Origin of the sequence: Methanofollis sp. (assembly GCF_028702905.1) — an archaeon.
In the GTDB taxonomy this organism is placed as follows: Archaea; Halobacteriota; Methanomicrobia; order Methanomicrobiales; family Methanofollaceae; genus Methanofollis.
In genome coordinates this window covers 1-11885 of sequence record NZ_JAQVNX010000011.1, presented here as the reverse complement: position 1 = coordinate 11885, position 11885 = coordinate 1, and the positions used below count along the sequence as shown (strand labels likewise).

Here is an 11885-nt window from a genome sequence, read left to right as displayed (position 1 = left end):
TGTGTACGGGAGGATCAAACGCGGCGTAAATACGGGGCAGACCGGTTTCGGCATAATATTGCATTTTATTCACGAAATGACTCATTATTGGCCATTAATTCTCATTTTATTCTCTAATCTGTCCGTTTTATCTCATTCCCTGTGGGGTATCTGGATAGATATTTTTAAATCTTCAATTGATGTTGTTATTACATCATAGCCTCCAGGGAACTCTCCCGGAGGGGATCGTGATGAATATGACCGCAACCGAGATTCACAACCAGAATGACATGCTCACCCTGAACGAGACCACGAACTACTGGGATACCCTCTCAGACGACGAGATCATCAAGAAGTTCAACGCTCAGGGATCCTGGGGTCTTTACACGAGTGTCGACCTCAAGAACTGCAACCCGGCCACCATCAGAGACGCCGACAAGATCAAGCAGTTCATCGTAGAACTCTGCGACCTCATCGACATGAAGCGTTTCGGCGAACCGACCGTCGTCCACTTCGGCCCGTGCGAGAAGGTCGCCGGCTATTCCATGATGCAGCTTATCGAGACCTCCCTTGTCTCCGGCCACTTTGCCAACGAGACCAACGCTGCCTATCTCGATATCTTCTCCTGCAAGGATTACGGCCCCAAGAAGATGGGCGAGTTCTGCAAGGCGTTCTTCGGCGCAGAGTCGATGACCACCCACGTGCTCTTCAGAGACTGAAGCACACTATCTTCCCTATTTCCTTCATCTTCCCACAAACACACGATTCCTCCCGACCTGAATGGAGGGGAAGGGTTTCCGGCAGCACCCTGCCCTTTTATGTCCTGATAAGAATCGATCTTTCCTCGGTGTACCTGTCCAGTGCGCCACGGCCGTTTTCCCGCCCGATACCGCTCCACTTCGTCCCGCCGAAAGGTGCCTCAGGCGGGATCTTGAGGTGCTGGTTCACCCAGACGATCCCGGCCTCCAGGTCCCTGCAGCCCCTCTCGGCCCTCTCCAGGCTCTTTGTCCAGATCGATGCCCCGAGTCCGTACTTCGTGCTGTTCGCCGCGTGAAGCGCTTCGTCGAGGCTCTCCACCTCGAAGACCGGGAGGACGGGTCCGAAGACTTCATCGCGGAGGGGGAGGGCGTCGGGCGCAAGGCCGGTGACCACGGTCGGTTCGAAGAAGAAACCCTTTCCCGACGGCACCTTTCCCCCGGTGAGGACCCGGCCCTCGCCCTCGATCCCCTCGACCACCTGCCGCATCCTCTCCTGACCTGCGGCATTGTTCAGCGGCCCCATCCTGACGCCGGGCTCCATTCCGTTCCCGACCCTGATCTCTTCGGCCTTGCTGGTGAGGAGGGCCCTGAACTTTTCGGCGACACCGGAGAAGACGAAGAGCCTCTTCACCGCCGTGCAGGTCTGCCCGCAGTTATAGAATCGGCCGGCGACCGCCCCTGCGACCGCTGCCTCAAGGTCGGCGTCGTCGCAGACGATCATCGGGTCGCTCCCGCCGAGCTCCAGGGTGACGTACTTCATCGTCTGGGCCGCGGCCTCGGCCACGCGCCTGCCCGTGCCGATCTCCCCGGTGAAGGAGACCTTCCTGACATCGGGATGGGTGACCAGCGCCTCGCCGAGGGTCTCCCCGGGACCGGTGACGATGTTGAGGGCCCCCGCCGGGAGGCCTGCCCGGGAGAAGAGGTCGCCGATGGCGAGGGTCGTGAGAGGCGTGGTGCTGGCCGGTTTGAGCACGACGGTGTTGCCGGCAAGGAGGGCCGGCCCGATCTTCCAGCCCGCGATGAGCACCGGCATGTTCCAGGGCACGATGCCGACGCAGACGCCGAGAGGTCTTTTTTCGACGATGATCCGACCGTATGCCGCGGTGTTCAGCGTCTCCCCCTGGAGGGAGGACGCAAGTCCGGCATAGTACTCCAGGATATGGGCAAAGCCCCGCACCTCGTCCTTTGCCTCGCGCAGGGGCTTGCCCTGTTCGGCGACAAGGGTCGTCGCCAGGGTGTCGGCCTCTCTGCGCACCAGGTCCGCGGTGCGATAGAGGACCTTCCCCCTGTCGAGGGGGGTCTGGCCTGCCCACCCGGCGAGCGCCTCCCCTGCGGCCTCAACGGCGGCGCCCCCGTCCTCAGGGCCGCCGAGGGGCACACTGTCGATCCTTTCCCAGGTGGCGGGGTTCACGACGTCCATCGTCCTCTCTGATGACGCATCCACCCATGCGCTGCCGATAAGCATCTTCATAATTGCTGGGATCCTATCTTTTATGGAAGAATAGGTTTTTCCCTCCCGGCGGGCCGGCCGCACCTGTACCCGTCGTCTCCTCCAGGGTGGTCTGCAGATGGAATGGACACGAAAACAGGACTTTCTCGCTTTTCTTGCACAACAACCGATCGGTATCACCGGAGTCACCGACGAGGCGCTTGCCTGCTACGACCGGGCCTTCACGCACCGGTCCTATGCCCACGAGCACCCCTGCGGTCAACTCCCCTGCCCAGACTATGAACGCATCGAGTTCCTCGGCGACCGCATCCTCAACTTCATCGTGGCCGAGTACCTCTTCTCCACCTTCAACTGCTCCGAGGGCGCCCTCTCGAAGAGGATGGAGGCAGTGAAGAACGAGCACCTCGGCACGATCGTGCCCGGCACCGGCATAGGGCTTGAGAGGCTGATCCTCCTTGGAACGGGCCAGGCCCTCACGACGTCGATCATCGCCGACGTCTTCGAGGCCTTCATCTGCGCCCTGTACCTCCATGTCGGGCTGGACAGGACGCGGGAGGTCGTGCTCGGTCTTGTCGCCGACGACATCCTCCACTTCGATACCGGCGAGAACACCATCGGCAGACTCCAGGAGCGCGTCCAGGGTGACCACGCCGGCGACCTGCCCGAGTACCATGTCCTCGACCGCCAGGGGCCCGACCATGCCCCCACATTTGTCTGTGCGGTCACCGTCCCCGACCTCTTCTCGGCCCCTGGCACCGGCAGGAGCAAGGCCGAAGCGAAGAAGGCGGCGGCGGCGGTTGCTCTGAGGGTTCTGGAGGAGAGAGAGGGGTAGGGGGTGCTCGGTTCCCGGGGTACGTTTGAAGTGATACTCCAAACCGCCGCCTTCCCCTAAACACTATGCCAGGGGAAGGATTAACCCTGCATATCGAAGATGACTGCCATCCACTCCCTATCGTAATGTTGGGGGGACCGGGGGGTGAAACCCCCCGGAGGAGTGCCGATCAACTGCCTTCCCTAAAACCCTTCGCCGGGGGACTACCTCGAAAACCTACGGTTTTCTCGTGCTCACTTCGTTCGCAGCCCCCGGACCCCCGATCTATAGGATAGAGCCGGGGAAGACAGAGCAGGAGATTCTGAAGAGGGGGATTGCAATCCCACCTCTATCCTAATGTTGGGGGGACCGGGGGGTGAAACCCCCCGGCACGGTCACTCACGATCAGAATTTTTACAGAACTTTTTCACACGCGATTTTTTTTTCGGGCTCCTTCACCCCATAACCTCGGGCTCCTCGAAAGTGTCGAGTTCGTCGAGGAAGGGCATCAGGCCGGTTACATAGGGCGTGCCCGCGATCTCCCCCACGGACACGACCTCGATCATGATCGGGAGTTCCTTGAGGCGGATGTCGAAGGAGTAGGGATCGTACTCGCGGGCAAATTTCAGGAAGTCGTCGACAGAGACGAAGGGTCGATCGCTCTCGGGCACGTCCGCGTACTCCTTTTCGTCCGCCGCAAGGTCCCCTGCCTGTGCCATCTCCTCCTCGAAATACACGACGGCACGGAAACCGTATCTGCGGCTGAGACGCTGGAGTTCGAGAATGTCGATCTGTACTCCGGGCGAGACCCCGATGGACACAAACTTCTCATCGACACCCGAACCTTTCAGGTTTTCAAATGCATTCTTTTCTGTCATGGTAATCTCCGATTCAGTGTGATACCGGGCACCGGCACCGCCCGATGGTGACGGCCATCATGGCCGACAGGACGGCGGTGACCGCAAATGCCATCATAAATCCATTTATTTCCGCGACCACTCCCGCCATAAAGGGGAGGAGGGTCATCCCCGCATAACTCGACGCATTGAAGAGACCCATCACCGCCCCCTGTTTCGCCTGGTCTGCTGCAAGGTAATTTATCTGGGCGATCATCACCACGCCGGCGATCCCGCCGACGAGCACGAACGCGAGCGGGGTGAGATAGGAGAAGGCGACCGCCGCGGCCATCACCACGGCCGACGCCCGTATTGTCGGGATCGGTGCCAGGTGGGCCCGTGACGCTGCGATGGAGGCGAAGATCGTCGCCACGTTCATCATCCCGAGTTGCAGGCTCAGGGTTGCCGGCGTCTCGCCGGTGAAGTCCGGATAGATCGCCGTCACCGCCCCGGTCGCGCCGACAAGGACGATCGCCGAGACATACAGCCAGAAATAGTTCTTTCCGATCCCGATGAGCCCGCCATTTCTCCCTTCGGGAGCGTTTGCCTCCGCCATCAGACCCGAGAGCACGAGCGGCACCACCGTCGCCGCGGTGAAGACCGCAACCCCGCCCATGATCCCTGCCACATCGCTGAGAAAGCCTGCCCCGAGAAGGCCGGAGACCAGACCGACATTCAGGGCGGCGATGAAGTTGCCGCTCATATGCTCGTGGTCTGTCTGGAGATTGATCCAGGACATCGCCGCGGGCACGAAGAGACCGGCGCCGATCCCCTCGATGCCCCGTGCTGCAAGGAGGACCAGAGGGTCGGGGAAGGCAAGGATCGCCGCTCCGCTCGCGAGTGTCAGGACAAGGCCGGCCCGTATCAGGGGCACCCGACCCACCCTGTCGGAGAGGACCCCTGCCGGCAGGACCGTGAGAAAAGCCCCGAGAAAGTATGCGGAAAAAAGGGCGCCCTGCAAGGCCGGCCCATCGGCGAGGGCCGGCAGCACGGGCACGATCGCGTTCGAAAGCGCCATCACGACAAAGACGCCGAGCAGGATGGGGAGGCGCTGCTTCATGCTGTCTTTAAACCATACGGTAGGTCTCGAGGTTCAGGGGCGCGCGCGTCTCGATGTGGAAACGCTTGTAGATCGAGCTTGCAAGGTCGATGGTGCTCCCCTCGTCCCCGTGGATCGTGAAGATCTTCTCTGGCCGCGGCTGGAGGTGCTGGATGAACCCCATCAACTGCTTCCGGTCGGAGTGCCCGGAGAACCCGTCCACCGTGTCGATATCGAGCTTGAGGACCATCGTCTCGCGGTTGCCGATCGGGATCTCCCGCCAGCCCTTCTGGAGGCGCCGCCCGAAGGTGCCGTCGGCCTGATACCCGACGAAAATGAGGGTGTTCCTCTCGTCGGGTGCGAGGGCGTAGAGGTACTCCATCACAGGGCCGCCGTTGAGCATGCCGCTCGTCGTGACGATCACGCAGGGGTCGCCGCCGATGACCTTCTCCCGCAGGTCGGACGAGTCCACCTGGATGAAGCAGTCGGCGAGGAAGGGGTTCATGCCGTCCCGGAAGATCTGGTTGCGGAGATCGGCGTTGAGGTATTCGGGATAGGTCGTGTGGATCGCCGTCGCCTCCTTGATCATGCCGTCCAGGTAGACCTTCACCTTCGGGATCTTCTCCTTCCTCATCCCCTCCTCAAGGGCGAGCATGACCTCCTGCGACCTGCCGACGGCGAAGGCCGGGATGACAACCTTGCCGCCGCGGTTGATCGTCCTGTTGACGATCTCGTAGAGCTTGGCCTCGGCTACTTCACGCGGCGGCTGGAAATCGTTCGCACCGCCGTAGGTGCTCTCCATGAACAGCGCTTCGAGACGTGGGAAACTTGAGACCGCCGGTGAGAAGAGCCTGGTCTTCTGGTAGTTGAAATCGCCGGTGAAGGCGATGTTGTACAGGCCGTCGCCGACATGGAAGTGAGCGATGGCCGATCCCAGGATGTGGCCCGCGTTGTGGAAGGTGAGCTTGATGTCGGGTGCGATATCGGTGACAGACCCGTAATTGAGGGTGATCGAGTGCTTGATGTACTCCTTTACCTCATTGGAAGTGTACGGCTGCCTCCCTGCATCCTTCTTGACCACGTCGAGGTAGTCGAGCTGGAGCATGGTGGCAAGGTCACGCGTCGGCGGGGTCGAGTACACTGGACCGTCGTATCCGTACTTGAAGAGCAGGGGCACGAGGGCACAGTGGTCGAGGTGAGCGTGGGTGAGGACCACGGCGTCGAGAGAGGTCAGCGGAGAGATCTCCGGGACATAGAGGTACGGCGTGCTCGTGGCGCTTCCCGGCTTTTCGCCGCAGTCGATGAGCACCTTGCTCTCCGGCGTCGTGAGGAGAAAGGCCGCCCGGCCGACTTCCCGGCAGCACCCGAGGGTCGTCACCCTGACCCACTGGTCCTTCGCGATCACGTCGCGGTGGATGCGCCTCCCGATGGTCCGGAGGAATGTTTTTCTCTCGTCCTTGACCGACCTGAGAAACTGACGGACTTGCTTGACGCTCGAACTCTCTATGGGGGGGGTGCGGACCACTTTCGGCGTCCAGCAGGTGTTCTTGGTGATGTCGCGGAGGGTCGACCCGTTCTTGCCGATGACGACGCCTGGCTTTTCTGCTTCGATGAGCACCTCGCCGGTGTCGGGGTCGAAAAATATATCTGATATTCCGGCATTGTCCGGCACGACCGCCTTGATCTTCGTGGCCGCCGTCTCCGGGTCCTCGAGGATGTTCGGCCGCACGACGATACGCTTGCGCAGATCTCGTGCAAGAACCTTGATCAGGTCCTCCTGGTCGGCGAATTTCTTCGGATCATCGGTATAGATGACCAGTTCCGGGCCTTCGAATTCGACGTCAGAGATGGTGATACCGGGGGGAACCTTGGCATTGATCTTATCCCTGAGTTCCTTGAGTCTGTCCTCTATGAGCATTAAAATCGTCCTAAAAAAGAATTTAGTGGGCTAATTCTGGGCTGTTTCCTTTTGTGACCTCAACAGCACGTTCTTCATACTTGTCTTTCATGATGACGACAACACTGATATCCTCGCCCGATGCCGAGTCACGGCGCATCGCAGCCTTCAGGGCCCGGATCGCAAGTGCTGCAGCCTGTTCTTCGCCCATGTCGGCCGTGAAACGGTCTTCAAGTACGCCGTACGCCATCGGCGAGCCCGATCCGGTCGAGACGATGTCGTCTTCCTTCGAGGCGCCGCCCATGGCGTCGACTGAATACACGCTCGGGCCGTTCCTGTCCACGCCACCGACGAGGAGCTGGACATAGTACGGGTAATACCGGTTCTGCTGGAGATAGTTGGAGAGGAGTGTCGCCGCCGCCACAACCGTGATGGTTTTCCCGTGGCGGACCTTGTAGAGGTTACACTCAACCTGCATGAGACGGGCGAGTTGCTGGGCGTCGCCGACGCCGCCGGCGGTCGTCATCCCGATGCGATCAGCGATCTGGTAAACCTTCTTTGCCTTTTTGCTGGCGATCAAATTACCCATCGTCGCACGTCTCTCGGTCGCAAGGACGATGCCGTCATGGAATACGAGCCCCACTGTCGTGGTGCCCTTTAATATTTCCTGATACATCTCAGGCACTGAAATACCCCCAAAAATTACACGCTAAAAGTTGGTAAAAGCGTTATCTGTTATAAGGGACACGAAGAAATTTAAAGGTTGTTGTTCCCGGGTTCCTCACAGAGCACCCTGATGAGGTCGCGGTCAAAGAGCATGGCGATGAGTTTTTTGTCGCCGTTGACCACCGGGAGCTGGTCGAGACGGGAACGCTTCATCAGAAGAGCGCACTCGCTCACCGTTGCATTCTTCGGGACGGTGATCACGTTTCTGACCATGGCCGTCTTGACCGGTCTTTCCGGGAGTTTCACCTTCGAGACACCGTAACTGATGACATGCATGTCCCTGATGCTCTCCCATGTCCATTCGTCGTCGTCGGTTCCGTTCGAGAAGTCGGAGACCTCGACAGAGTCCTCGATGTGCGAGCTGCGGATGAGATCGCGTTCTGAGATGATCCCTGCAACCCTGCCTTTGTCGTCCATGATCGGGACGGCCTCGACGTCGGAGATCTCCATGATCCTGCCGACGAGGGGGAGGGGCGTCTCTTCCCAGAGGGCAAAGGTGGTGCTCACGCAGTGGTCCTTGATCTCGTCCTTGATCCTGAGCTGGGCGACGGCGGCAATGATGTCGGCGACGCTGATCAGGCCGACGAGTTTCCCGTCGTCGTCCACGACCGGCAGCCTGCGGAAATTGTCCTTGCTCATCAGGGTGGCGGCTTCGGCAATGGTGGCGGCGGCACTGATCACGATCGGGCTGCGGGACATCAGGAGGGCGACCTGGGTCTCCTCCGACTTTCTGAGGAGGTCTTTCCTGGTCACCACGCCGACGACCTTCCCTTTTTCAAGGACCGGCACGCCCGAGATCCCGGTCCTTTTCAGGATCTTGAGGATATCGTCCCGGTTGCTGGGTATTTCGACAGAGACGACATCCTTTGTCATGTAGTCGATGACATGCATGTCATCTGCCGTTTCGGGAATTATCTCACCACCATTGTTGTGCACCTGCTGTCCTGGACGACATGGGCGGACACACTGCCGAGGAGCAGACGGTCGATGCCGCTCTTGCCGCGTGACCCGATGACGATCAGGTCGGCCTGCAGTTCTTCGGCGAGGGCGAGAACCTCGGTTCCGGCGTGTCCGTCCCTGAGATGGGTGACGATGGATATCCCTTCGGCGGCAGCCTGTGCGGTGCTCTTCTCAAAGATCTCCCGGCCTTCCTTCTCCAGCAGGGAGTAGATGACTTCCATGGTGTTGTCCATGGGAAGGGACGAGAACCTGCTGGTTTCGACGACATAGATCAGGTGGAGCGCGGCATTCCACATTTTCGCCTCCGAGAGAGCGACCTCGAATGCCTTCTGGCTTATCTCTGACCCGTCGACGGCGACGACGATTTTCTGGAACATAACTGCACCTCCAAAAACGAAACTTGCAACATAATTCCTTTTATGGATTTATAACAGTTTCCCGGATGACATTCCCGTCTACTCTCCGGACGATCGAGGACCGAGGGTCGGTGCTGAACCGGAGATTCGCATATCCGGGGTTTATTATGATAAAATTCGCATGATTCCCTGTGTCCAGGAGGCAGGATCTGCCCGCGAGGGCGGCGCCCCCGACGGCGGCGCGCAGCACCTGATCGGCAGGGAGGCGCGAGACTGTCTCGCAGAATGCCATCTCGCGGAGCATGTCGGGCTGGACGAACATGACGTTGTCGGTGCCGAGGTAGAAGGTGCAGCCGAGTTCGGCCATTCGCCGGAGAGGTGGGTGGTCCTGCCCGCGGGTCACGCCGAGTATCCAGTTCGAACGCATGCAGACGGCGATCGGGATTCCGGCGTCGGCGATCGCCCGTAGTTGCCTGTCGGTGGCGTGGGTGCAGTGGACGAGGAGGTCGGGCTCGAAGGCGAGGGCGCCGTCGATGTCGTCGGGGTCGCGTTCCCCTGCATGGAAGGCCACTTTCTTTCCGGCGGCCCGTGCGGCGGCCACCTGCGCCTCGACGCCGGCGACGTCCCTGACGCTGCTGATCCCGATGCCGTCGGCCGCCATCTCCCCTCCTTCACGGCCGAAGATGACAGGGGTGGCCGCCTCGCCGCGGAGCGCCTCTCTCAGGGCCGAGACCCCGTCAGGCCCGCCTTCCCTGAAGTCGGCGAAGCCTGCCGTGCCGGTCGCCCGCATGGCCCCGATGCTCGCGCGCATGCCGGCAACCAGGCGGTCCCGCGGCGTTGCCGCGAGGATGCGGTGTTTGAGGCCGTGCGGGGGGGTGACAAGTGCGGTGAGGTCGCCGCAGGTGGCGCAGTCCATCGCCACGGTGTCGCCGAGATGGGTATGGGCGTTGAAGAATGCGGGACAGATCCAGAGGTCGGGTGCGGCGGGGTCGTCCTCGATCCTGGTGATCCTTCCATTTTCGACGACGATCGCCACGCGGGACGGCTCAAAGTCCGCGCCGAGGAGGGCCAGGCCCCGGTACACCTGCTCGTGCATATCCATCCGTTGACACCGATTTTATATATATTGAATGAGAAACCAGAACCCATGGCAAAAAAGAGTGGCGGGCGGCTTGTATCGTCTGCAGGTCTCGTGAACTATTATGACAGCGAGGACCGCAGGGCGTTCCACATCAACCCCACCTATGTGCTCGCAATCGCGGCAGCAGTCGGGGTCTTCATCTTTGTGCTGAACACCTTCTACTGAATACCTTTTTTCGGGTCGGTGGCGGCCCTGGATTTTCGTCGGGCGTGACGCAAGAGGGGGTGCTGTTTTTTCTGCGGCGGGATGGGGGGTGCGGTGCTCTGGCGGAACCCTCATGATCGGATCGATATATCCTCACGACTCCATGACAAACTGTGTGACTCCACTGCCTTCCCCGCAATCTGAACCGGGGGACTAACGCCCCCGGACCCCTGCTCAAGATTGGCCCCGGGAAGACAGAACAGAGATCCTGAGAAGGGAGATTGCCATCCACCCCCTATCCTAATGGCAGGGGGACCGGGGGGCGGCAGCCCCCCGGAGGAGAGTGCCAATCAACCGCCTTCTCCTACGTTCAAAAGGACAGAAAGATTGCAGAGAGGGGGGCCATCGTTCCTGTCAGTCGCGGACGCTCTTAATTAAGGCCATGCAGAGAGTTTCCGATCTCACGGCATCCGATCCGCAGTCCCGCCACGGAAAAAAAGAGGTTCAGTTCCGGCCGAGCGACTGCCTGATGATATCTTCCCTCTTGCTGAAGTGGAGGCTGTCGTGCCCGTTCCACGCCCCGCAGTTCCTGAAGACGACGGCGGGAACGCCGTTGTTGCTCTCGCCCATCATGAAGTTCGAGAAACCGGCGATCTCATCGATCACCGCCTCCTCCGTGATCTCCAGGGTGTGGCCGAAGAGGTCGTGGTCGCCGCGGAAGTCACGGATCGCCGTCATGCCGCTCCACCCGATGGCGACGCCGGTCTGGCCCCGCCTGAACGAACGCCCGCAGGTGTCGGTGATGATCACCCTGACGTCCTTCCCGCAGATCCGGCCGATCTCCCGGCGCATGCCTTCGGCGGCGCCCATCGGATCGGGGGGGAGGCGGATGATCATGCCGTCCTCGATATTGGAGTGGTCGATGCCCGCCCGCACGCCCACGTGGCCGGTGACCGTCTCGGAGAGGATGAAGGGTTCTTCCAGGATGACGTCGGTCGTGTCGTCAAGGACGGCCTGGACGAACCGCGGATCCTCACGGGTCTTTTGTGCGATGCGCAGGGCGTTTTCCGAGGGGGCGATCTCGTCGAGACTGCGGATATGCCCGTGCGCCTTGGAGTAGACCGAGGAGGCGATGCAGAGGATGTCGCCGTCTTCGAGGGTGGCCGTGCTGCAGATCATCTCAGCAAGATGGTCCCCGGGATGGATGATAGGAAGGCCCACAACAGGGATTACCTGGATTTGCATAAAGATCAATCCGCCTCCTCCGGACTAATACTCATCGGTCCCGGCTCGAAGGATACCTTTAATACCACCCTCTCTCCCCTCTGGTGCATGCGGGCGGGGTTACCGTCCGCGGAGGTGTGAAAGAGATGACCTGGTACAGTTATGGAGCGCAGATCAAGGAAGAGATCCACCGGGGGAAGAAGTACGGCCCGGCTTGCAGGGCGTGCGGAGAGATGACCGCAGAAGCCGCAGGCCCTGTACGGGTGGAGATCATCGTCCACGGAACAGGCGGTGCTGCTGGAAAGAGAGGGCGCCTCTGGCGCTGGTAGGACGGCCGGATACGCGGGAACAGGATGGCCCGGGTGACACTCGGCGGCTGCGCTTTTGTCCGCGTGACGATAGACCCCCCATCCTGTTCCGGTGCAGAGAGGAATCTTTTTCACAGAGCAGTGCCGATCTCCCCTTGATGTACCACGTCATCCGCTGTCCGGGGTGCCTCACCTT

At 60.7% G+C, this 11885-nt stretch carries 13 protein-coding genes; 4 read left to right on the top strand and 9 right to left on the bottom strand.

Annotated elements, in window-relative coordinates; translation table 11 throughout:
• Positions 1-269: 269 nt before the first annotated feature.
• Entirely contained in the window at positions 270-698 is a 429-nt protein-coding gene (locus PHP59_RS02655; protein ID WP_300163214.1) for an S-adenosylmethionine decarboxylase, read from the top strand.
• Positions 699-795: 97 nt separating this feature from the next.
• Here PHP59_RS02655 and PHP59_RS02650 read toward each other — a convergent pair whose 3' ends face one another.
• Positions 796-2208 carry an aldehyde dehydrogenase family protein gene (locus PHP59_RS02650; protein ID WP_300163163.1) on the bottom strand — a complete coding sequence of 471 codons (1413 nt, stop codon included), beginning with the start codon at positions 2206-2208 and terminating at the stop codon, positions 796-798.
• A gap of 97 nt (positions 2209-2305) precedes the next feature.
• On the opposite strand from PHP59_RS02650, the gene PHP59_RS02645 reads away from it, so the two are divergent.
• Positions 2306-3019 carry a ribonuclease III domain-containing protein gene (locus tag PHP59_RS02645; RefSeq protein WP_300163160.1) on the top strand — a complete coding sequence of 238 codons (714 nt, stop codon included), beginning with the start codon at positions 2306-2308 and terminating at the stop codon, positions 3017-3019.
• Positions 3020-3453: 434 nt separating this feature from the next.
• Here PHP59_RS02645 and PHP59_RS02640 read toward each other — a convergent pair whose 3' ends face one another.
• The 7 genes from PHP59_RS02640 to PHP59_RS02610 form a co-directional block, all read right to left on the bottom strand.
• Positions 3454-3876 (bottom strand): hypothetical protein, encoded by a 423-nt coding sequence (locus PHP59_RS02640; protein WP_300163157.1) that lies wholly within the window; start codon positions 3874-3876, stop codon positions 3454-3456.
• Between the two features lie 13 nt (positions 3877-3889).
• Positions 3890-4954 carry an MFS transporter gene (locus tag PHP59_RS02635; RefSeq protein WP_300163154.1) on the bottom strand — a complete coding sequence of 355 codons (1065 nt, stop codon included), beginning with the start codon at positions 4952-4954 and terminating at the stop codon, positions 3890-3892.
• 7 nt (positions 4955-4961) lie between these two features.
• Entirely contained in the window at positions 4962-6851 is a 1890-nt protein-coding gene (locus PHP59_RS02630) for a beta-CASP ribonuclease aCPSF1 (protein WP_300163151.1), read from the bottom strand.
• A gap of 22 nt (positions 6852-6873) precedes the next feature.
• Positions 6874-7515 carry an archaeal proteasome endopeptidase complex subunit beta gene (gene psmB, locus PHP59_RS02625; protein ID WP_300163148.1) on the bottom strand — a complete coding sequence of 214 codons (642 nt, stop codon included), beginning with the start codon at positions 7513-7515 and terminating at the stop codon, positions 6874-6876.
• A 71-nt stretch (positions 7516-7586) separates the two neighbouring features.
• On the bottom strand, positions 7587-8447 hold the full coding sequence (locus tag PHP59_RS02620; protein ID WP_300163145.1) for a CBS domain-containing protein: 861 nt from the start codon (positions 8445-8447) through the stop codon (positions 7587-7589).
• 20 nt (positions 8448-8467) lie between these two features.
• Positions 8468-8893, bottom strand: a complete 426-nt coding sequence (locus PHP59_RS02615; protein ID WP_300163142.1) for a universal stress protein — start codon at positions 8891-8893, stop codon at positions 8468-8470.
• A 40-nt stretch (positions 8894-8933) separates the two neighbouring features.
• Positions 8934-9968: an amidohydrolase family protein gene (locus tag PHP59_RS02610; RefSeq protein WP_300163139.1), complete on the bottom strand. Its 1035-nt coding sequence runs from the start codon at positions 9966-9968 to the stop codon at positions 8934-8936.
• A gap of 51 nt (positions 9969-10019) precedes the next feature.
• On the opposite strand from PHP59_RS02610, the gene PHP59_RS02605 reads away from it, so the two are divergent.
• Positions 10020-10178: a preprotein translocase subunit Sec61beta gene (locus tag PHP59_RS02605; RefSeq protein WP_067050118.1), complete on the top strand. Its 159-nt coding sequence runs from the start codon at positions 10020-10022 to the stop codon at positions 10176-10178.
• A gap of 483 nt (positions 10179-10661) precedes the next feature.
• Here PHP59_RS02605 and PHP59_RS02600 read toward each other — a convergent pair whose 3' ends face one another.
• Positions 10662-11402 (bottom strand): coenzyme F420-0:L-glutamate ligase, encoded by a 741-nt coding sequence (locus PHP59_RS02600; protein WP_300163132.1) that lies wholly within the window; start codon positions 11400-11402, stop codon positions 10662-10664.
• 125 nt (positions 11403-11527) lie between these two features.
• Between PHP59_RS02600 and PHP59_RS02595 the strand changes: the two genes are divergently transcribed.
• The gene (locus PHP59_RS02595; protein ID WP_300163129.1) at positions 11528-11710 is read left to right on the top strand and encodes a hypothetical protein; all 183 of its coding nucleotides are present in this window, start codon (positions 11528-11530) and stop codon (positions 11708-11710) included.
• Positions 11711-11885: the final 175 nt, after the last annotated feature.